This window comes from Massilia sp. IC2-476 (assembly GCF_020707295.1).
Taxonomy (GTDB): Bacteria; Pseudomonadota; Gammaproteobacteria; order Burkholderiales; family Burkholderiaceae_D; genus Telluria.
Genome location: NZ_JAJFER010000008.1, coordinates 139,679 through 161,991 on the forward strand (window position 1 = coordinate 139,679; position 22,313 = coordinate 161,991).

Genomic DNA, 22,313 nt, shown 5'->3' on the forward strand with positions numbered 1-22,313 from the left:
CGGCCCGTACGGGCCGCCGTTGTCGTCTTTTTCCAGCTCAGGGATATGCCATGCAAGCGCAAGCGTTGATCAAGGAAGGCAAACCGGCCGAGGCGCTCGCCGCACTGCAGGCCCAGGTCCGCAGCGAACCGTCGAACGCGAAGCATCGCATCTTCCTGTTCCAGCTGCTATCCGTTATGGGGCAATGGAGCCGCGCCCTGACCCAGCTGAACGTGGTGGGCGAACTCGATGCCGAGGCCTTGCCGATGGTGCAGACCTACCGCGAGGCGATCCAGTGCGAAGCGCTGCGCACCGAGATCTTTGCCGGCCGCCGCGCGCCCCTGATCTTCGGCGAACCGCAGGACTGGCTCGGGCCCCTGGTCGAAGCGCTGCGGCTCGACGCCACCGACCCGGTGCGTGCCGGCGCACTACGCGAACAAGCCCTCGAACAGGCGCCGGCGTCCAGCGGCAGCGTCGATGGCGAACGCTTCGCATGGCTGATGGATGCCGACGAGCGCCTGGGCCCGGTGCTGGAAGCCGTGGTCAACGGCCGCTATTTCTGGATTCCCTTCAGCCGCATCGCCCGCATCGAAATCGACCCGCCGAGCGATCTGCGCGACACCGTCTGGACCGCCGCCACCTTCACCTGGACCAACGAGGCCCAGGCCGTCGGCCTGATCCCGACCCGCTACGAGGGCAGCACCGACCTTGAAAGCGACGCCCTCAAGCTGGCGCGCCGCACCGAATGGCAGGATGGGCGCGGCCTGGGCCAGCGCATGTTTGCCAGCGACCGCGCCGACTACGCCCTGATGGACGTGCGCAAGCTGGAGTTCGACCCAGTGGAATCCCATGGCTGAACTGGCGCCGCGCGAACGCCTGCAGCCTTCGCTGCTGGACCGGCTGACCGACGAGGAGCCGGAACAGCAGGTCGAAGCGCGCGAGCGCCGCATCATGTCGATGCGCAGCCTGCGCGAGGGCGTGCTGCGCGACCTGGCGTGGCTGCTCAACACCACCAACCTGTTCTCGGTGACCGCGCATCTGCAAACGCAGCGCCTGCCGCACCTGGCCAATTCCGTCGTCAATTACGGCATGCCCGACATCTCCGGCGCTTCGCTCGCCGGCATGAACACGACCGACCTGGAACGGGCGATCCGCCAGGCGATCTGGGACTTCGAGCCGCGCCTGATCCGCTCCTCGGTGCAGGTCAAGGCCGCCAAGTCCGACAGCATCACCAAGATCACCTTCGAGATCGAAGCCGACATGTGGGCCCAGCCGTATCCGGAACGGCTCTACATTAAGACCGAACTCGACCTGGACCAGGCCCATATCAGCCTGTCCGAATCGGCAGGCAGGCGGCCATGACCAACCCGCGCCTGCTGCGCTACTACAGCCAGGAACTGCAGCACCTGCGTGAGGTCGGGGGCGAGTTCGCCGCCCAGTACCCGAAGATCGCGGGCCGCCTGGGGCTGGAAGGCTTCGACTGCGCCGACCCCTACGTCGAGCGCCTGCTGGAAGGCTTTGCCTTCCTCACCGCGCGGGTGCAGATGAAGATCGACGCCGAGTTCCCGCGCTTTACCCAGCACCTGTCCGAGATCGTCTACCCGCACCTGCTGGCGCCGACGCCCTCGATGGCGATCGTGCAGCTGCAGCCCGACCTCGGCAACCCGGCCCTGAATGCCGGCTACGAAATCCCGCGCGGGAGCAGCCTGCGCAGCGTACTGGGCAAGGACGACGTCACCGCCTGCGAATACCGCAGCGCCCACGACGTGACGCTGTGGCCGGTGGAACTGGTGGAAGCGCGCTTCTTCACCCATGGCGGCAGCATCGCCGGCGTCGAAGCCAGCCTGCCGCCCGGCGTCAAGACCGGCCTGCGCCTGCGCCTGCGCACCACCAACTGCGCGCCTTTCCATACCCTGGGGCTGGACCGCCTGAACCTGCACCTGCGTGGCGCCGACGACCTGCCGGGACGCATCCTGGAGAAGCTGCTCGGCAGCGTCGAGGGCGTGCTGGTGCTGCCACGCCCGGCAGGGGACGCGCATCCCGGCTGGCACCGCCTGCTGCCGAAGACGGCGCTGCAGCCGCGCGGCTTCCATGAAGACGATGCGCTGCTGCCGAGTGGCCAGCGCAGCTTCCAGGGCTATCGCCTGCTGCAGGAGTATTTCGCGTTTGCCCAGCGCTTCATGTTCGTCGAGGTGAGCGGCTTGGGCGCCGCAGTGCGCGCCTGCGCCGAGCGCGAGCTGGAAGTCATCGTCCTGCTCAACCGCGGCGACGCGCGCCTCGAGCAGACCCTGGACGCCAGCCACTTCGCGCTGAACTGCACCCCGGTGGTGAACCTGTTCCAGCGCCGCGCCGACCGCATCAACCTGTCGGGCGAGCAGTACGAGTACCACGTGCTGGTCGACCGCACCCGCCCAATGGACTTCGAGGTGCACGGGGTCGAGAGCGTGACCGGCTACGGCAGCGGCGCCGATGCCGAGCAAAGCTTCCACCCGCTGTACAGCGCGCGCGACCTGCAGTCGTCGACGCCGGAGCAGGCGTTCTTCCAGCTGCGGCGTGAACCGCGCGTGGTGTCGCAGCGCCAGCGCGCGCGCGGCCCGCGCTCGTCCTACCTCGGCAGCGAGACCTTCATCGCCATCGTCGATGCGAGCGAGGCGCCGTACCGCCACAGCCTGCGCCAGCTTGGCCTGCTTGTCTGGTGCACTAACCGCGACCTGCCGCTGTCGATGCCGCTCGGTGTCGGCAAGACCGATTTCATCCTCGATGCCGGCGGCCCGCTGCAGTCGATCCGGGTGCTGGGCGGCCCCAGCCAGCCGCTGCCTTCGTTTGCCGAAGGGCCAATGGCCTGGCGCCTGATCAACCAGCTCTCGCTGAACTACCTGTCGCTGGTCGATAACGATCCGGACGAGGGTGCGCACGCGCTGCGCGAACTGCTGGCGCTGTATTGCCACCCGCTCGATGCGAGCAGCCAGCGCCAGGTCGAGGGTGTGCGCTCGATCGCGGCGAAAGCGGTCACGCGGCGCATGCCCACGCCAGGCCCGATCACCTTCGGACGCGGCCTGGAAATCACCGTCACCATGGACGATGCCGCGTTCGAGGGCGCCGGCGCCTTCGTGCTGGGAGGAGTGCTGAGCCACTTCTTCGCGCAATACGTGTCGATCAACGCATTCACCGAAACCGTGATCCGCACCGTCGGCCGCGGCGAGATCATGCGCTGGCCGGCGAGGGGAGGGGCATGCGCGATCGTCTAGCACTCGAGCGCGAGCTGGTCGAGAAGGCCGAGCGCATGGACTTCTTCCAGATCCTGCGTCTGCTCGAGAATGCCCACCCCGGCAAGCCGCGCATCGGCGCCTCGCTGCGCGCGCGCGACGATGCGGTGCGCTTCGGCCAGGAGCCCTCGCTGGCTTTCGAACCGACCGCGGTGCGCGGCTTTACGCCGGGGAGCAGCGAGGCGCGTGCACGGCTGGCGGTGAACTTCATCGGCCTGCTGGGGCCAAACGGCCCCATGCCCTTGCACCTGACCGAGTACGCGCGCGAGCGTGCCCGCAACCAGGGCGACGGCACGCTGGCCGCATTCCTCGACGTCTTCCACCACCGCATCGTCTCGCTGCACTACCGCGCGCGCTCCAGCGCCGAGCCGGCCATCAGCCTCGACCGCCAGGAAGCGGACCGCTTCGGCGACTACGTCGGCAGCCTGTTCGGCATCGGCAGTCCGGCGCTGCGCGGGCGCGACGAGATCGGCGACTTCGCCAAGCTGCATTTCGCCGGCCTGATGGCCAACCAGCGCCGCCCGGCGGCGGGCCTGGTGAGCATCCTGCGCGCCTACTTCAAGCTGCCGGTCACGATCGAGCAGTTTGTCGGCCACTGGATGAAGATCCCGCTGGACGGCCAGACCCGGATCGGCATGCAGGAGCGCGGCAACCGGCTCGGCACTTCCGCCGTCCTGGGACGCACGGTGTGGGATTGCCAGCACAAGTTCCGCCTCGTAATCGGCCCGCTCGACTACGAGGACTACGGGCGCATGCTGCCCGGTGGCGACAGCATGGACCGCCTGCTGGCCTGGGTGCGCAACTACGCCGGCCTGGTACTGGACTGGGATGTGCGCCTGATCCTCAAGCAGCAACAGGTGCCGCGCCTCGCGCTGGGTTCCCGGCGCCTGGGCTGGACCACTTTCCTCGCCAGCGGCCCCGCCGGGCGCGACGCGAATCAACTCTTGATCAACCCGACAGCCTTCGCAGGCTGAACCACGCGAAAGAACCGATCATGGCCGAAATCAGTCGTGTTGCCCTCTTTGGAAAGCTGAACTCCCTGTGCTACCGCGCGATCGAGAGCAGCACCGTGTTCTGCAAGCTGCGCGGCAATCCTTACGTGGAGATGGTCCACTGGGTGCACCAGATCCTGCAGCTGCAGGATTCCGACCTGCACCGCATCATCCGCCACTATGAGCTCGATGGCGCGGTGCTGGCGCGCGACCTGACCGCGGCGCTGGACCGCCTGCCGCGCGGCGCGACCTCGGTCACCGACCTCTCTAGCCAGCTGGAAGAGACGGTGGAGCGGGCCTGGGTGTTCGGCACCCTGCTGTTCGGCGAATCCCAGGTGCGCAGCGGGCACCTGGTGTTCGGCATGCTGAAGACGACCAACCTGCGCAACGCCCTGTACGCGATCAGCCGCCAGTTCGAGCGCATCAAGCCGGATGATTTGTCGGACCGCTTTGCCACCCTGCTGAAGGATTCGCCGGAAGCGAAGCTGGCGGCCAGCGACGGCTTCCAGGCTGCCGCCCCGGGCGAAGAATCGGGCGCCATCGCCCCCGCGCAGATGGGCAAGCAGGAAGCACTGAAGAAGTTCACGGTCGACCTGACCAAGCAGGCCAGGTCCGGCAAGATGGACCCGATCGTCGGCCGTGATGACGAGATCCGCCAGATGGTCGACATCCTGATGCGCCGGCGCCAGAACAACCCGATCATGATCGGCGAGGCCGGCGTCGGCAAGACCGCCGTGGTCGAGGGCTTCGCCCAGCGCATCGCGCGCGGCGACGTGCCGCCCTCGCTCAAGGACGTCAAGCTGCTGACCCTCGACGTCGGCCTGCTGCAGGCCGGCGCCAGCATGAAGGGCGAATTCGAGCAGCGCCTGCGTTCGGTGATCGACGAGGTGCAGGCCAGCCAGCAGCCGATCATCCTGTTCATCGACGAAACCCACACCCTGGTCGGCGCCGGCGGCGCGGCCGGCACCGGCGACGCCGCCAACCTCCTGAAACCCGCTCTGGCGCGCGGCACATTGCGCACCATCGGCGCCACCACCTTTGCCGAGTACAAGAAGCACATCGAGAAGGATCCGGCCCTGACCCGGCGCTTCCAGAGCATCCAGGTGGACGAGCCGAGCGAAGAGCGCGCGATCCTGATGATGCGCGGCGTGGCCTCGACCATGGAAAAGCACCACCAGGTGCAGATCCTGGACGAAGCGCTGGAAGCGGCCGTCAAGCTGTCGCACCGGTACATCCCGGCGCGCCAGCTGCCGGACAAGTCGGTCAGCCTGATCGACACCGCCTGCGCGCGCGTGGCTGTCAGCCTGCACGCGACCCCGGCCGAGGTCGACGACAGCCGCAAGCGCATCGAGGCGCTGAAGGTGGAGATGGAGATCATCCGGCGCGAAGGCGCGATCGGCATCGAGACCGGAGCGCGCATGCGCGATGTCGAGACCGCGCTGGTGTCCGAGCAGGACCGCCTGGCCGGCCTGGAGGGGCGCTGGAACGAAGAGCGCGCCCTGGTCGACGAGCTGCTGGGCTTGCGTGCGAAGCTGCGCGACGGTGCGCGACCAGTGGAGGGCACGGGCAGCAAGCTGGAAGCGTCGGCTGACACGGCCCCGGTGACGGCCGAGAACGAGCGCGCCGCCCTGAAGGAGCAATTGAAGAGCGTGCAGGCCACACTGAGCGCGCTGCAGGGCGAGAACCCCCTGATCCTGCCGACCGTCGACTACCAGGCGGTGGCGGCGGTGGTGGGCGACTGGACCGGTATCCCGGTGGGCCGCATGGCGCGCAACGAGATGGAAACCATCCTGAACATCGCCAACACCTTGAGCCAGCGCGTGATTGGCCAGGACCACGCGATGGAGATGATCGCCAAGCGCATCCAGACTTCGCGTGCGGGACTGGACAACCCGAGCAAACCGATCGGCGTGTTCATGCTGGCCGGTACCTCGGGCGTGGGCAAGACCGAGACCGCGCTGGCCCTGGCCGAAGCCCTGTACGGCGGCGAGCAGAACCTCATCACCATCAACATGAGCGAGTTCCAGGAAGCGCACACGGTGTCGACCCTGAAGGGCGCGCCGCCGGGCTACGTCGGCTATGGCGAGGGCGGGGTGCTGACCGAAGCGGTGCGCCGCAAGCCCTATTCGGTGGTGCTGCTGGACGAAGTGGAAAAGGCCCATCCGGACGTGCACGAGATGTTCTTCCAGGTCTTCGACAAGGGCTTCATGGAAGACGGCGAAGGGCGCTTCATCGACTTCAAGAACACCCTGATCATCCTGACCACCAATGCCGGTACCGACCTGATCGCCGGCCTGTGCAAGGACCCGGACCTGATGCCCGACCCGGAAGGCATGGCCAAGGCCCTGCGTGCGCCGCTGCTGAAGGTGTTCCCGCCGGCGCTGCTGGGGCGCCTGGTGACAATTCCCTACTACCCGCTGTCGGACGAGATGCTCGGTTCGATCGTCAGGCTGCAGCTCAATCGCATCAAGAAGCGGGTCGAGGCGCGCTACAAGATCCCGTTCGAGTACGGCGACGACGTGGTGAAGCTGGTGGTGTCGCGCTGTACCGAGAGCGAATCGGGTGGCCGCATGATCGACGCGATCCTGACCAACACGATGCTGCCGGATATCTCGCGCGAATTCCTGAACCGCATGATTGGGGGCCAGCCGGTCGGCGGCGTCAAGGTCGGCGTCGAGGGCAGCGAGTTCGCATACCGTTTTGATTGACACTCTTTTTTCAACGTACAACGAGGACGATAATCATGCCTTACACACAAGCAGACGTGGCCGCCGCCATTGCGCGTGCCAATGGACAGCAGCTGGCCACCATCAAGGTGGGCGGCCTGAACGGCTTTACAGCCAGCGACCTGGGGCCGTCGCGCACAGTGCAGACGCAGGGCAGCAGCCCGTACAAGAAAGGCACTGGCCATACGTTCTCGCACGTGGCCACCTTCGGCCAGGGCGCGCTCGATCCGAAAATCAAGGCAAGCGCCACGATGGCCAGTGCGATCAAGTCGCAGTGGCAGGACCGCCGTACCGCCATCGCCGCAGCCACCGAGATGATCAATTCGCCGCAAGCCCAGCCGGGTATCGCGTCATTCCTGGGCGGCGGCCCAAGCCCGGCCAACCCGGTCTGGCTGAAGCGTATTCCGCTGGACGATGTCTACTATGGCTATGAAGCCGGGTCGACGACGCCGCGCCTGGTCGAAACCGGCTCTATCAATTTCTGGATTGCCGGGCATTCGCTGTTCATCTACAGCTGCTATCCAGACGGCTTCATTGCCGGCGTCAAGGGCCTGCTCGATCCGACCTTCGACATGCGCGGGCTGTTCGACTAAGACAGAGACATGCCAAACCAGGTTTCCATGGGCGCGATGATGACCTGCACCTTCGGGGTGGCGCCGTCTTCGGTGGTGGTGCTCCCGAAGAACAAGGTGCTGTGCGAGGGCCCGCCCGCCGCCAACATCATGGACCACATCCCGATGGTGAACATCCTGCCCTTCGGGATGTGCAACTCGCCGTCCAACCCGACCGTCGCCGCGGCCACCGCGGCGGCGCTGGGCGTGCTCACGCCAATGCCTTGCGTGCCTGTGACGCCGGCGCCCTGGGTGCCCGGTGCCCCGACGGTCATGATCGCCAACATGCCGGCCCTCGACAACGTCTCCAAGTGCATGTGCAACTGGGGCGGCATGATCGGCTTCACCAATGCCGGCACCGTCAAGACCATGATTCCCTGAACGAGTATCTGAAGAATGCCGATTGTCCCTACCCAGGCCCAGCGTGAAGTCTCCGTCAAGTCGGCGCTCGCCGACGACGTGCTCCTGTTCCGGAGCATGACCTGCAGCGAAGCGCTGGGACGGATCTATACCTACCGCCTCGATCTGCTGTCGACGAAGGGCGACATCAAGATCGCCGACGTGCTCGGGACCAGCATGACGGTGGTGCTCGACCTGCCGGATGGCGGTTCGCGCTACTTCAACGGCATCGTCACGCGTTTTGCCTACCGCGGCTGGCGCGACGGCAAGGCCAGCTACGAGGCGGTGCTGCACCCGGCGCTGTGGCTGCTCACGCGTTCCTCCAACTGCCGCATCTTCCAGGACAAGAGTGCGATCGACATCGTCAAGGCGGTATGTGGCGACACCGCCTACGGCGGGCTGATCTCGCTCGACGCCGGCAGCTTGTCCGCCACCCCGGCCGCGCGCACCTACTGCGTGCAGTACCGCGAGAGCGACTTCAACTTCGTCTGCCGCCTGCTGGAAGAAGAGGGCATCTACTTCTACTTCACCCACCAGGACGGCGCCCATACCATGGTGCTGGCGGACAGCTACGGCGCGCACACACCCAGCGAGGGCTATGCCACGGTCCGGTTCCGCGACGAGGAAACGCACCGCGACCCGCTCGAGGAAGCGGTGACCCGTTTCGCGCCCGGCGGCGAGATCCAGTCGAGCGTGTATGCGCTCAATGACTTCGATTTCGAAAAGGCATCGAGCAGCACCGGGGGCGGCTTGCTGGTCAAGGCGACCATCGCCGCCGCCTTTGGCCAGGCCAGCTACGAGCAGTACGACTATCCCGGTCAGTACACGACCAGCGGCGCAGGCAGCGGCTTCGCCCGCGCACGCATGGAGGCGCTGCACGGCCAGTGCGAGCAGGTCGAGGCCTTCGGCAATGCACGCGGCTTGACGACCGGGGCGCTGTTCACCCTGTCGGAGCACCCGCGCGACGACCAGAACCGCGAGTTCCTGATCACGGCCGCCGAGACCGAGATTGCCGGCATCGGCTACGGCACCGACGGCGCCAACACCAGCACCCAGTTCCGCTGCGCCTTCCAGGCGGTGGGCAAGGAGCACAGCTACCGCGCGCCGCCCACCGCGCGCAAGCCCTTCGTGCAGGGGCCGCAGACGGCCATGGTGGTCGGTAAAGCCGGCGAGGAGATCTGGACCGACAAGTATGGCCGGGTCAAGGTGCAGTTCCACTGGGAGCGCGACGGCAAGGCCAACGAGACCAGCTCGTGCTGGGTGCGCGTGCAGCAGGGCTGGGCCGGCAAGTCCTGGGGCACGATGTTCATTCCGCGCATCGGCATGGAAGTCGTGGTCAGCTTCCTGGAGGGCGATCCGGACCAGCCCCTGATTACCGGATGCGTCTACAACGGCGACAGCATGCCGCCCTACGAGCTGCCGGCCGAGCAGACCAAGTCCACCATCAAATCGAATTCCTCGAAGGGAGGAGGGGGATTCAACGAGATCCGCTTCGAGGACAAGAAGGACAGCGAAGAGATCTTCGTCCAGGCGGAAAAGGACTTCAACCGCGTGGTCAAGAACAACGACACCCTGAAGGTGGGCTTCGAGAAGGCGGACAAGGGCGACCAGACCATCCAGATCAAGAACGACCGCAGCCTGGATGTGGGCCACGACCTGACCGAACACGTGGCCAATGACCACAAGCTCACCATCGACAACAACCAGACCGTAAACATTACCGGCGACCAGAAGGTCACGGTGTCGAAGACCATCGTGGTCGAGGCGACCACCTCGATCGAGCTGAAGGTGGGCTCGAGCAGCATCAAGATCGAACCGGCCAAGATCACCATGACGGCGACCCAGATCGCGATCGAGTCCACCGCCAACATGGACATCAAGGCCGGCGCCATGCTGAACGTGAAGTCGACGGCGCCGATGTCGGTCAAGTCGGACGCCATCGTGACGATCGAAGGCGCGCTGGTGAAGATCAACTGAGGCCAAGCATGCGCATCCTTTTCTTCCTCGCCGGTCTGCTGATCCATGCGCCTGTCCAGGCCCAGGCGCCGGCGCGTGCCGTATTGACCCTGGCCGAGCAACCGCTGCGCCTGATCCGCGGCGCCACCGTCTACAAGGCGCCGGCCGGGATCGCCGTGCAGAAGGACGACATCCTGGAAACCGGCGCGGCCGGCGCCCAGGTCGAGGCCGGTGCGGACGCCATCCTGGCGCTCGGTCCGCAGACCCGCGTGCTGCTGCAGGACCTGCCCACCAGCGGCAAGGCCCTCGATGTGGCCTTGCTGGAGGGATGGGCCAAGCTGATGGCGAAGAACGGCAAGCTCGTCACCCCGGGCCTGCAACTCGGGTTCGAGAATGGCTCGGCCATCGTCAAGAGCGGCGGGGAGGGAAGGGACGCCGTGTTTGCCGAGGATGGCGCCCAGCAGGCCGCCAGGGTGGACAAGGGACGCGCCGGCGCGCCGCTCAAACTGTCGGCCGAACAGTACGCCGAAGTCGACCCGGCCAAGCCCCAGCCGGTGGCGGGCAGGCCGCCGCGCCCCTTCATCAGCGCGATGCCGCCGTCCTTCCGCGACCGCCTGGCGCGCGTGCCGAACCTGGCGAACGCCGGCAAGGTAGCCCCCGTGAAGGAGCGCGAGGCTGATTTTGCCGACGTCGAACCCTGGCTGACGGCCCGGCTGCCCGGGGTCAAACCCTTTGTCGCGCGCCTGCGCCCACGCCTGGCCGATCCCGCCTTCCGCAAGGAGCTCGAGCGGGCCGTCGGCCAGCAGCCGGCCTGGCGCGCCGTACTTTACCCGCCGGCCCGACCGGCTTCCGCCGGCAGCCTGTTCTGAGGCCGCGGTGACCAGGATTTCAGGAGACATGTCATGAAGCTTTCGATCGCCGCCAAGTTCAACCTGGTGTTCGTGTCCATTTTCGCCGTCGGCTTCCTCGCCGCCGGCGTGGTGGCGGACCGCCTGCTCAAGCAGAGCGCCAGGGAAGAGACGCTGCAGAATGCGCGCCTGCTGCTGGAAGCGGCCAAGAGCGTGCGCGGCTACACCGCCACCCAGATCGCGCCGCTGCTGCGCAACCAGATGAAGTTCGAGTTCCACCCGCAGTCGGTGCCCTCCTATTCGGCGGTGGAGAGCCTGAACGCCATCCTCAAGTCCTACCCGGACTTCTCGTACAAGGAGGCGACGCTGAACCCGACCAACCCGCGCGACAAGGCCTCGGACTGGGAAGTCGACGTGGTCAACAAGCTGCGCAGCACGGCCGACATGAAGGAATTCGTGGGCGAGCGCGACACCGCCACCGGCCGCAGCCTGTACATCGCACGGCCGCTGCAGATCAAGGATCCGGTCTGCCTGGGCTGCCACACCACCGCGGCGGCGGCCCCCAAGACCATGGTCGACATTTACGGCCCGAACAACGGCTTCGGCTGGAAGCTGAACGAGATCGTCGGCGCCCAGGTGATCTCGGTGCCGATGACCGTGCCCCTGGCGCGCGCCGACCAGATCTTCAAGACCTTCATGGCGTCGCTGTTCGGCGTGTTCCTGGTGGTGTTCGTGGCCCTGAACGTGATGGTGCACCTGTTCGTCACGCGCCGCATCAAGCACCTCGCCGCGGTGGCCGATGAAGTCAGCATGGGCAAGTTCGAGGCCCAGGAATTCGAAGTCAAGGGTAATGACGAGATCAGCGGCCTGGGACGGTCGTTCAACCGCATGCGCACCAGCCTGGCGAGCGCATTGAAGATGCTGGAAGAGTAAAAGCTTGATGATCGAACGAATCGGGAAATACCGCATCGACGGGGTGCTCGGGAGCGGCGCCATGGGCGTGGTCTACAAGGCCTACGACGCCAACATCGCGCGCACGGTCGCGCTCAAGACGATCCGCCGCGAGCTGCTCGACGGCCTGCAGGAAAGCGAACTGGTGGCGCGCTTCAAGAACGAAGCCCAGGCCTCAGGCCGCCTGGTGCATCCGAACATCGTCGCCGTGTACGATTTCGGCGAAGTCGACGATGCGACCTACATCGCGATGGAGTACGTGGACGGCACACCGCTCAGCGCCTTTCTGGCGAAAGAGACGGCGATGGACCCGACCGCCAGCGTGAACTGCATTTCGCAGCTGCTGCGCGCGCTCGACTACGCGCACGCGCGCGGCGTGGTCCACCGTGACATCAAGCCGGCCAATGTGCTGGTTACCGCCGACGCCCAGGTCAAGATCACCGACTTCGGCATCGCCAAGATCGAATCCTCGACCCTGACCCAGGTTGGGGCCGTGATCGGCACGCCCAGCTACATGTCGCCGGAACAGTTCAAGGGCGAGCTGGTGGATGGCCGCTCCGACCTGTTCGCGGTCGGGATCGTGCTATACCAGATGCTGACCGGCAGCCGCCCCTTTACCGGTGCGGCCTCCGCCGTCATGCACCAGATCCTGCACGAAGACCCGGTCCCGCCGAGCGTGCGCAAACCCGGCCTGCACCCGGCCTTCGATGCGGTGCTGCTCAAGGCCATGGCCAAGCGCATGGACGATCGCTATCCGACCGCGCAGGCCTTCCTGCAGGCCTTGACTGACGCTCAGCTCCAGCACAACGGTGGCCTGCCGCCCACCGAGGAAGACAACGAGCGCACCGTGCTGGCCTTCCAGCCGCCGCCACGCCCGGCCGAGCCGGTACGCGCGGCCAGCCCGTCGCAGCATGGTGCGGCGCCGGCCCAGGCGTCGACGCACGGCTCGAACCTGACGGCCAGCGCCCCGGAATGGCTCTTGGCTCTGGCGCCGGACCTGCAGGTGGCGCTGTCGACCCAGATCGGGCCGGTGGCCAAGCTGGTGCTGAAGAACACGGCGCGCGAAGCGCTCGACCTGGACGATTTGTGCGCGCGCCTGCTGCCGCACATCGGCTCGGACGCGGGGCGGGCGCAGTTCCAGGAAGCGGTCAGGGAGATCAAGAAGAAGCACGGCCTGTCGACCCTGTCGACGATGGGCGCGCGCAGCGGCAGCCAGCTCAGTGCGACCCAGCTGACCCAGATGACCGGCATGCCGACCCTGCTGCAGCTCAGTCCCGAGCTGATGGAAGCGGCCCAGCAGAAGCTGGCGGTCTACGTCGGACCGATCGCCAGGATCCTGGCCAAGCGCGCCTCCAAGATGACCGGCAATGCGGACGAGTTCTACCGCCTGCTGGCCGATAACCTCCCCGATCCGCAGGACCGTGCGCGCTTCCTGCGCGAGGTCGCGGGGGCATGAATACAGAGGTCCCATGTCTCTTACGCTGAGTGTCCACACTTACCGCGATGCCGCACCCAGCCAGCCGCTGTTCCGGCGCTTCGACCGTCTCGGCGGCGCGCTCGGGCGTTCGGCCGGCAATGAGCTGGTGCTGGACGATCCGGGCAAGTACATCTCGCGCGTGCATGCGCGCATCGAGTTCCGCGACGGCGCCTATTGCCTGGTCGACGTCGGCAGCAATCCGAGCCTGGTGAACGAGCGCCCGGTCGGGCCGGGTCGCCACGTGGCGCTGGCCGACGGCGACCGCATCACCATCGGCGACTACCAGCTGGTGGCAAGCGTGGTCACCGAGGCCGTGCCGACCCTGCCGCCGTCGCCGCTGCAGGACATCACCGCGGCGGCGCCAAGCGCCCCCGCGCTGCCGGCCAATCCGGACGATTCGCTGGCCGGCGCCGGCATCCTCGACGTCGGCGGCGATCCCTTGAATCCCAGCTTCGATCCGCTCGGCCTGAACCTGTTCGGCAGCGCGCCCACGCCGGCGCCGATCGAGCCGGCCTGGCGCGGCGCCGAGAGCGACCACGTGCCGCCCGAGCTGGCGCCGTTCCCGGCGGCCGCACTGCCGTCGGCGCCCGTGGCACCACCGCCACCGCCTGCAGCAGCTACCGGGCCGATGGCGATCCCGGACGACTACGACCCGCTGGCGGACTTCCTGCCGCCGCGCGTGCAGGCGACTCCTGCGCCGACACCTGCGCCGACCATGCCGCCGCCTCCACCGACACCGGCGCCGGTCGAGGCGACCGCCATTGCGCCGCCCGCACCGCCACGGAGCAGCAACGCAGCCGACGACCCCGTGATCGCCGCCCTGATGCGCGGCCTGGGCCTGGAAGAGCTGAACACGCGCCGCAGTGCCGAGGAGATCGCCGAGCTGGCAGGCAGCATGCTGCGCGAAGCGACCGCCGGCACCATGGGCGTGCTGATGGGACGCGCGATGACCAAGCGCGAAAGCCGCCTGGACATGACGATGATCTCCTCCCAGGCGAACAATCCCCTGAAATTCTTCCCCGACGCCGACAGTGCGCTGACGCAGATGGTGAACGGCAGCATGCCGGGCTATATGCCGGCGCCGCGCGCCTTTGCCAACGCGTTCGACGACCTGAAGGCGCACGAGCTGGCGATCATGGCCGGCATGCGCGCTGCGCTGGCGGGTGTCCTGAAGCGCTTCGACCCGGCCGCCATCGAGGCGCGCCTGGATGTGCCGAGCGTGATGGACAAGATGCTGTCGTCGAACCGCAAGGCCAAGATGTGGGACCGGATGGTCGAGCTGTACACCGAGATGGCACGCGAAGCCGACAGCGATTTCCACCGCCTGTTCGGCGAAGCCTTCGCCGTGGCCTACGAAGAACAGGTCCAGCTGCTGCGCCAGGCGCGGCGCTGACAATGGATACCAAACCACTATGGAAGCTTATGTCCTGGAATAGCAAAGTCATCTGGTCGGAAGGCATGCTGCTGCAGCCGCAGCACCTGCAGCAGCACGACCGCTACCTGCACAACACCATCGAGAACCGCGTCGTCGGCCTGCGTCCTTATGCCTGGGGCTTTACCCGGCTGGCGATCGACGAGCAGCTGCTGGCCCAGGGCAAGCTGGCCCTGCTGGCGTGTTCCGGCGTGCTCCCCGACGGCACCACCTTCAACCTGCCGCAGGACGATGCGCTGCCGGCGCCGCTCGACTTCCCCGAGGATGCGCGCGATGCGCTGGTCGTGCTGGCGCTGCCGCTGCGCCGCCAGGGCATCGTCGAGACCGATGGCGACACCGGGCCGGACAACTTCGCGCGCCATCGCCCGGTGGACTACGAAGCGATGGACAGCAACGGCCTGGATAACAGCGCGCTGATGCAGGTCGGCAGCTTGCGCCTGCGTGTGACCCTGGAGAAGGACGCGGCCAATGCCTACGCCACGCTGGGCATCGGACGCGTTGTCGAGCGCCGTCCGGACAACCGGGTGGTGCTGGATCCGGCCTACTGCCCGCCATGCATGGACTTTCGCGCCGCGCCGCGCTTATCTAGCTTCGCCGATGAACTGGTGGGCCTCCTGAACCAGCGCGCCCAGGCCCTGGCCGGGCGCCTGAGCCAGCCCGGCGTGGCCGGCGCCGCCGAGATCGTGGACTTCCTGATGCTGCAGCTGCTCAACCGCAGCACGCCGCTGTTCGCCCACCTGGCCGGCGCCACCGGCATCCATCCGGAACGCCTGTATGGCGAACTGGCTCAGCTGGCCGGCGAACTGGCGACCTTCAGCCGCCCCGACAAGCGCGCCACGCCGTATCCGGTGTATCGCCACGAGCGCCTGAGCGAGAGCTTCGCGCCGCTGATCGAAGACGTGCGCGCCGCGCTGTCTATGGTGGTCGACACGCGCGCCCTGGCCCTCACGCTGGAAGAGCGCCAGTTCGGCATCCGGGTGGCGGTGCTGCCCGATCCGGAGCTGCTGCGCTCCGCAACCTTTGTCCTGGCGGTGAACGCGCACATGCCGCCCGAAGCGGTGCGCAGCGGTTTCCCGGCCATGGTCAAGATCGGCTCGATCGAGAAGATCCGCGACCTGGTCAACCTGCAGCTGCCGGGCGTGGCCCTGCGCGCATTGCCGGTGGCGCCGCGCCAGCTGCCATTCCACGCGGGCTACACCTATTTTGAACTCGACAAGACGGGCGAGAACTGGAAGATGCTGAACAATTCCGTCGGCTTCGCGATGCACATCCCGAACGAGTACCCAGGCCTGCAGATGGAATTCTGGGCGATCCGCAAATAAGGCCATGAAGGACCGACCGTGAGCGCCGAACAACCGATCAATCCGATGCAGGACCCCGACCGCACCATGCTGATGCCGGCGCCGGGCGGGCGCCGCACGCCGTCCGCCAGCCCCGCGCCGACAGCGGCGCCGCCGCGCGCTGGGGCTCTTGGTCCAGCCACGCTGCACGGCGAGGGCCTCAATCCCCTGGTGCGCGCCGCCAATCCGCTGCTCGACCTGGTGACGCCGCTGCGCAGCATGGCCTCGCACCCGGACGTCGAGAGCCTGCGCATGCAGCTGGTGCAGGCCATCAAGGCCTTCGAGGCCCAGGCCAGGGCGGTCCAGGTCCAGCACGACCAGATCGCCGCCGCGCGCTACGCGCTGTGCACGCTGCTGGACGAGACCATCTCGTCCACGCCCTGGGGCGGCGGCGGGGTCTGGGCCAGCCGCAGCCTGCTGGTGGCCTTCCACAACGAAGCCTTCGGCGGCGAGAAGTTCTTCCTGATCCTGCAGAAGCTGTCGCAAGACCCCAAGAACAACCTGCCGGCTCTGGAACTGATGTACCTGTGCCTCGCGCTCGGCCTGGAAGGGCGCTACCGCGTGATCGACAACGGCCGCTCGCAGCTCGAACAGCTGCGCGAGCGCCTGCAGCAGCTGATCGCCCAGCAGCGTGCCCCCGTGGAGCCGGAACTGTCGGTGCACTGGAAGGGCGCCAGCGGCAAGGGCGAGCCGCTGTGGCGCATGGTGCCGGTGTGGATTCTTGCGGCCGTCGCCGCCGGCCTGCTGGTGCTGCTGCACATGCTCTTCGGCTACCGCCTCAGCAACGCCTCCGACCCGGTTTTCGCCAGCCTGTTGTCGCTCAAGACGGCGCAGGCGCCCATTCCTCAAGCTTCGCCGCCGCCGAAGCCGGGACCAGCGCGCATCGCCGGCTTCCTGGCGCGGGAAGTGGAGCAGAAGCTGGTGACGGTGGTCGAAACCGCCGACCGCTCGGTCGTGACCCTGCGCGGCGACGGCGTGTTCAGCCCCGGCAGCGGCGAGGTCTCCGGCGCCTACCTGACGCTGCTGGCGCGCATCGGCGAAGCCTTGAAGGCGGTGCCGGGCAAGGTGGTCGTCGTGGGCCATACCGACAACACACGGCCGGGCATCTCCGCGCACTTCCCATCGAACTATGAGCTGTCCAAGGCCCGTGCGCAATCGGTACGCGACCTGCTGGCTGAGCGCGCCGGTCCGGAGGATCGCTACAGCGTCGAGGGGAGGGGCGACACCGAACCGCTGGCGAGCAACGACAGTCCCGCCAACCGCGCCAGAAACCGCCGCGTCGAGATCACCCTCCTGACGCCGGCGACGGCGCCATGAAAAACTGACGGTAACCGCAATGAAAAAGTTCTTCAAGTGGCTGGTCAAACCCCCGGTCCTGGCCTTCCTGGGCGTGCTGCTGCTGTCGCTCGTCATCTGGTTCGAAGCGCCGCTGCTGTCCTTCGACGGCAGCGCGCCCTTCGCTTCGGAGAGCCTGCGCTGGACCTTCATCGCCGCACTGTTCCTGGCCTGGGCCGGCTGGTTTGGCTGGCGCAAGCTGCAGACCCACCTGGCCAACCGCCGGCTCATGAAGAGCATGGCGGGCGAAGACGCCCCTGCCGCGGCGCCCGTGCCGGAAGAGGGCGCGCTCGAGGTGGCCCAGCTGAACAAACGCATGCAGGAAGCGATCGCCATCCTGCGCAAGAGCAAGGGCAAGGACGGCAGCAGGGGCGGCCTGTACCAGCTGCCCTGGTACATGTTCATCGGCGCACCCGGCTCCGGCAAGACCACGGCGCTGACCCATTCGGGCCTGAAGTTCCCGCTGGCGGACACCCTCGGCAAGGGCGGCGTCAAGGGCGTCGGCGGCACCCGCAACTGCGACTGGTGGTTTACCGACGAAGCCGTGCTGCTGGATACCGCCGGCCGCTACACGACCCAGGACAGCCATTCCGAGGCGGACAAGGCCGCGTGGACCGGCTTCCTGCAACTGCTGCGCAAGCACCGCCGGCGCCGTCCCATCAATGGCGTGATCGTCACGCTGTCGGTATCCGACCTGCTGCAGGGCGACGATATCTGGCGCGCATCGACCGCCGCCGCGGTCCGCGAACGCATCAAGGAACTGCACGAACAGCTGGGCGTACGCTTCCCGGTGTATGTGCTGGTGACGAAGTGCGACCTGCTGGCCGGCTTCGTCGAGTACTTCGACAGCCTGGGGCGCGAGGAGCGTGCCCAGGTCTGGGGCACGACCTTCGCGCTGGCCAAGGAAGAGGGCACGGACGCGGCCCTGGCCGCTTTCGCCGAGGAGTTCCGCCTGCTGGAACAGCGCCTGCAGGAGCGCGTCCTGGCGCGCATGCAGCAGGAACGCGATCCGTACAAGCGTGCTCTGGTCTACAGCTTCCCGCAGCAGTTCGCGGGCCTGGGCGAGGTGCTGGGCCGCTTCCTGAACGACGTGTTCGCATCCAGCCGGTACGAAGCCCAGGCCCTGCTGCGCGGCGTCTATTTCAGCAGCGGCACCCAGGAGGGCAGCCCGCTCGACCGCGTGATGAGCGCGATGGCCGCCTCCTTCGGCCTGGACCGCCAGGCGGTGCCCGCCAACGGCGCCACTGGACGCAGCTACTTCATCACCCGGCTGCTGCAGGAGGTGATCTTCCCGGAGGCCGAGCTGGCCGGCGTGAACCACAAGCTGGAACAGCGCCGCCGCCTGCTGCAATGGGGCGCGGTGGCCGGGATCTCGGTGCTGTTCGTGCTTGCCACGGGCGGCATGGTCACCAGCTACCTGCGCAACCAGGCCTACGTGGCCGACATGGCGGAACGTTCCGCCGCGATCGCGAGACAGGTGGCGGCACTCCCTCCGCAGGCATCGCCGATCGAGCTGCTGCCGGTGCTCGATGCGGCGCGCACCCTGCCGGGCGGCTACGAAGACCGCGACAAGAGCGTGCCGCTCTTGAGTCGCTTCGGCCTGTACCAGGGCGACAAGCTCGGCGAAGCCGCCCGCATCGCCTACCGCAAGCTGCTGCAGGACACGCTGCTGCCGCGCCTGCAGCAGCGCATGGAAGCCCAGCTGCGCCGCAGCGACGCCAACAACGCCGAGTACCTGTACGAGGTGCTGCGCGTGTACCTGATGCTGGGCGACCCCAGGCACTTCGACGCCGAATCGATCGCCGCCTGGGCCGCGCTCGACGACGAGCGCAACTTGAAGGGGGCCAGCGAGGAACAGCGGGTGTCCCTGGCCGAGCACGAGCTGGCGCTGATGGAAAACTTCAGGCACGGGCAGGCGATGCCCGAGCTCGACCAGTCGCTGATCGCCGACACCCGCCTGGCGCTGGCGCGCATGCCGCTGCAGCAGCGCGTCTACAACCGCATCAAGCGCCAGCTGATGCGCGAGAAGCTGCCCGAGTTCAGCCCCGCCAGCGCAGGCGGACGCGAAGCCGCCACGGTCTTCGTGCGCAAGAGCGGCGAACCGATCACGCGTGGCGTGCACGGCATGTTCTCGGTGGCCGGCTACGCGAAATTCCTCGAGGCCAGCGACGAAGCGGTGGCCGACGTCGAGAAGGAGCGCTGGGTGCTGGCGCAGCAGGAAGCGTCCCAGGCCGGCAACGAAGACCAGGTGCGCGCCGCGGTCATGCAGCTCTACTACGACGAGTACATCGCCCAGTGGGACGCGCTTCTCAATGACGTCACCGTGCGCTCCTTCGACAACCTGGAACAGGGCGCCCGCATCACGAACCTGCTCGCCGGCGCCGATTCGCCGCTGCGTAAATTCCTGGTTGCGGCCGGCAAGGAGACGACGCTTGGCACGACCCAGGCGCCCAAGCTCCCATCGGCCGCGGCCAAGGTCATGGGTAAGCTGAGCGCCTACAGGAAGAAGCTGGAAAGTGCGATGGGCAGCGCCCCTGACGCGAGCGCCGCCGGGGGCAAGGAAGTCAATCCGGTCGACGCCCACTTCGAGGACCTGCACCGCATGACCACCGGCACGCCGCCGCCGCTGGACCAGAAGCTGGCGATGCTGAAGGACGTCGCCATCTACATGGATAGCGCCGCCAGCGCCAAGCGCACCGGCACGCCGCCACCGCCGGGCGACGCGCTGGCCAAGGTCAAGCTGGAGGCCGACGGCGCTCCTGCGCCGCTGAGTGGCATGCTGAAGTCGATCGACAGCGGCGGCGCCGGCCTGACCTCGGGCAGCGAGCGCGAACGCCTGAATACCTTGTGGACCGCGGGTCCCGCCCAGTTCTGCCGCCAGGCCGTGGCCGGGCGCTACCCGGTGGTCCGCGCTTCAAACCAGGACGTTACCGCCGACGACTTCGGCCGCATGTTCGCCCCGGGCGGCCTGATCGACGACTTCTTCCAGAAGAATTTGGCGCAGTACGTCGACATGGGCGGCGCCCGCTGGAGCTGGCGCGCTACCGCCAACGACGGCTCGCTCGGCATCCCGCAGGGAACGCTCGACGAGTTCCAGCGCGCCGCCCGCATCCGCGACGCCTTCTTCGCCAACGGCGGGCGCCAGGCCTCGATGCGCTTCGACCTGAAGCCGGTGTCGCTCGACCCGAACATCGCCAAGCTGGTGCTCGATATCGATGGGCAGGTGTTGACCGCTGCGCCGAATGCGCTGGCGCCGGCTTCGTTCCAGCTGCCGAGCGGGAAGGGCAGTGGCCAGGTGAAGCTGGACGTGAGCCCGGCCAGTGCGCGCTCCAGCCTGCAGACCGAGGGACCATGGGCCTGGTTCCGCATGCTCGACAAGGCGAGCGTAGAGCCGACGCCGCAGGGCGAGCGCTACAAGGTAAGCTTCGACGTCGACGGCCGCAAGGCCGGGCTGGAGCTGACTGCGAACAGCGTCGTCAACCCGTTCCGCCGCGCCGTGCTGGAACAGTTCCGTTGCGTGGACAAGCTGTGACGGGCTACTTCGGCAAAGTCAGCACGCATGGGGATTTTGTCAGCCGGCGCTTGCCGCAGGATCTGGTGCAGGCTTGGGATGCGTGGCTGCAGGAGTGTATGTACGAGAGTCAGGCAAAGCTGGGTTCTACGTGGTTGGAGCGGTATCTCAACGGCCCCTTATGGCGTTTTGCAATCTCACCTGGCGTGCTCGGATATGAAGGAATCGGCGGCGTGATGATGCCAAGTGTTGATCGCGTGGGCCGCTATTTTCCTTTAATGGTTGGCGCAGTTGGCTGTCCTGGCCTGATGAGCTGGTTTTATGATCACGTGGCTTGGTACGACACAATTGATGAGTTAGCGCGGGAATCGCTCGGACCTACATTCACGGTTGCACGGTTTGATGACGCTCCCATTCCTATGCTTGCTCACCCTGCAATGGCTTCAAAAGGTGCGGCACGGCGCATCCCTTCAGACGAAGAGATGGCCGCTGCACTCGCATCTTTTGCACTAGACAGTCACAGTTTGTGGTGGACCGATGGTGGTCCATTTGTACAGGCCTCTATGCTGGTATGTCGTGGAATGCCAAATACTCACGCTTTTGTCACAATGATCGACGAAAGTTGCTCACCGCTCGACTCAGATTCTTGATAAAGTAGCCGATCAGAAAATTTTAGGAATCTCGAGTTAACATGCTTTTTCCTTCACACGTAATAAGACGTGTATGTAAAGCCGTGTATTGGGCTGACCGTCAAATCAGAGCCGAGCTGAGGGACGGCTACATAGCAAATGAGAATGACTACACGTCGAATTTTACAGGAATGATACGCCGGCAAATTAACGGGTATGGATTTTCTGCGCTGCACGCTCAATCATTCGTATTAAAGCCTGCTGTTGAAAGAAGGTTTGGAGCGGACGGCTGCATAATTTTTGCGAATAATCGCGAATTTAAAGTTGGGATTTTCGAGGCTAAATGGCCAAGGTTGAGTACTAACGCTAATAGTTGGGACTCGATACAGGTATCAAGTAAGATTTCTCATTTTGATTCACAGTTAACTAGGCAGTCGTCTTTAGGTTTGTTTGCAGTTTGGGAAATGTTCTACTTGGAGCACCCTTTCGGTTCGCAACCAACGGTTTTCCCAGATCACACATCATGCTGTATTTGGCATGCTGATGCATATTCTTTGTCGAAATTGCGGGCGAGGGCAAAGCCATGGACGGATACTGAATTGCTTTCACTCTCACCGGTTCTCAAAATTGATGAGATTGTGAAGGAAATATGCGAGTGTCGAGCAGGTAAAGTTATACAAAAGGACGACTACCTAAGCGTATTTCAGGACATGCTCGAGGCGCCTCGGGAGATCTTGCTTATAAAATATGATGACAGGTTAGACTTGCAACAACATCAAGGTTAGCGATTTGGCATAACAGGCGTGATCGTTCGCTAGCTTAATTTCCCAAATAGACGTTCCGTTCTGCTCCTGACTCACG

16 protein-coding genes are annotated in these 22,313 nt (G+C 66.2%); all 16 read left to right on the top strand.

Annotated elements, in window-relative coordinates; translation table 11 throughout:
* The first annotated feature begins 50 nt into the window (after positions 1-50).
* The 16 genes from LK539_RS19835 to tagF are packed head-to-tail and all read left to right on the top strand — an operon-like array spanning position 51 to position 21,473.
* Positions 51-836, top strand: a complete 786-nt coding sequence (locus tag LK539_RS19835) for a type VI secretion system accessory protein TagJ (protein ID WP_227802785.1) — start codon at positions 51-53, stop codon at positions 834-836.
* Positions 829-1,341: a type VI secretion system baseplate subunit TssE gene (gene tssE / locus LK539_RS19840; RefSeq protein WP_227802786.1), complete on the top strand. Its 513-nt coding sequence runs from the start codon at positions 829-831 to the stop codon at positions 1,339-1,341. Before LK539_RS19835 ends, tssE begins: the two co-directional genes overlap by 8 nt.
* Positions 1,338-3,227 (top strand): type VI secretion system baseplate subunit TssF, encoded by a 1,890-nt coding sequence (tssF, locus tag LK539_RS19845; RefSeq protein ID WP_227802787.1) that lies wholly within the window; start codon positions 1,338-1,340, stop codon positions 3,225-3,227. Before tssE ends, tssF begins: the two co-directional genes overlap by 4 nt.
* Entirely contained in the window at positions 3,212-4,219 is a 1,008-nt protein-coding gene (tssG, locus tag LK539_RS19850; RefSeq protein ID WP_227802788.1) for a type VI secretion system baseplate subunit TssG, read from the top strand. Before tssF ends, tssG begins: the two co-directional genes overlap by 16 nt.
* A gap of 20 nt (positions 4,220-4,239) precedes the next feature.
* The gene (gene tssH / locus LK539_RS19855) at positions 4,240-6,945 is read left to right on the top strand and encodes a type VI secretion system ATPase TssH (protein WP_227802789.1); all 2,706 of its coding nucleotides are present in this window, start codon (positions 4,240-4,242) and stop codon (positions 6,943-6,945) included.
* A 35-nt stretch (positions 6,946-6,980) separates the two neighbouring features.
* Complete coding sequence (locus LK539_RS19860) at positions 6,981-7,556, top strand: hypothetical protein (RefSeq protein ID WP_227802790.1); 576 nt, start codon at positions 6,981-6,983, stop codon at positions 7,554-7,556.
* Positions 7,557-7,565: 9 nt separating this feature from the next.
* Positions 7,566-7,955, top strand: a complete 390-nt coding sequence (locus LK539_RS19865) for a DUF4280 domain-containing protein (RefSeq protein WP_227802791.1) — start codon at positions 7,566-7,568, stop codon at positions 7,953-7,955.
* Positions 7,956-7,970: 15 nt separating this feature from the next.
* On the top strand, positions 7,971-9,950 hold the full coding sequence (locus tag LK539_RS19870; RefSeq protein ID WP_227802792.1) for a type VI secretion system Vgr family protein: 1,980 nt from the start codon (positions 7,971-7,973) through the stop codon (positions 9,948-9,950).
* Positions 9,951-9,958: 8 nt separating this feature from the next.
* Complete coding sequence (locus LK539_RS19875; protein WP_227802793.1) at positions 9,959-10,798, top strand: hypothetical protein; 840 nt, start codon at positions 9,959-9,961, stop codon at positions 10,796-10,798.
* A 33-nt stretch (positions 10,799-10,831) separates the two neighbouring features.
* Positions 10,832-11,710: a DUF3365 domain-containing protein gene (locus tag LK539_RS19880; RefSeq protein WP_227802794.1), complete on the top strand. Its 879-nt coding sequence runs from the start codon at positions 10,832-10,834 to the stop codon at positions 11,708-11,710.
* Between the two features lie 7 nt (positions 11,711-11,717).
* On the top strand, positions 11,718-13,184 hold the full coding sequence (locus LK539_RS19885; protein ID WP_227802795.1) for a serine/threonine-protein kinase: 1,467 nt from the start codon (positions 11,718-11,720) through the stop codon (positions 13,182-13,184).
* Positions 13,185-13,197: 13 nt separating this feature from the next.
* On the top strand, positions 13,198-14,598 hold the full coding sequence (gene tagH, locus LK539_RS19890; RefSeq protein WP_227802796.1) for a type VI secretion system-associated FHA domain protein TagH: 1,401 nt from the start codon (positions 13,198-13,200) through the stop codon (positions 14,596-14,598).
* A gap of 29 nt (positions 14,599-14,627) precedes the next feature.
* On the top strand, positions 14,628-15,959 hold the full coding sequence (tssK, locus tag LK539_RS19895; RefSeq protein WP_227802797.1) for a type VI secretion system baseplate subunit TssK: 1,332 nt from the start codon (positions 14,628-14,630) through the stop codon (positions 15,957-15,959).
* Positions 15,960-15,977: 18 nt separating this feature from the next.
* The gene (locus LK539_RS19900; protein WP_227802798.1) at positions 15,978-17,294 is read left to right on the top strand and encodes a DotU family type VI secretion system protein; all 1,317 of its coding nucleotides are present in this window, start codon (positions 15,978-15,980) and stop codon (positions 17,292-17,294) included.
* 19 nt (positions 17,295-17,313) lie between these two features.
* Positions 17,314-20,844 (top strand): type VI secretion system membrane subunit TssM, encoded by a 3,531-nt coding sequence (gene tssM, locus LK539_RS19905; RefSeq protein WP_227802799.1) that lies wholly within the window; start codon positions 17,314-17,316, stop codon positions 20,842-20,844.
* Positions 20,841-21,473, top strand: coding sequence for a type VI secretion system-associated protein TagF (tagF, locus tag LK539_RS19910; protein WP_227802800.1), 633 nt, complete (start codon positions 20,841-20,843; stop codon positions 21,471-21,473). The genes tssM and tagF overlap by 4 nt, the downstream gene beginning before the upstream one ends.
* The last annotated feature ends 840 nt before the right edge of the window (positions 21,474-22,313 follow it).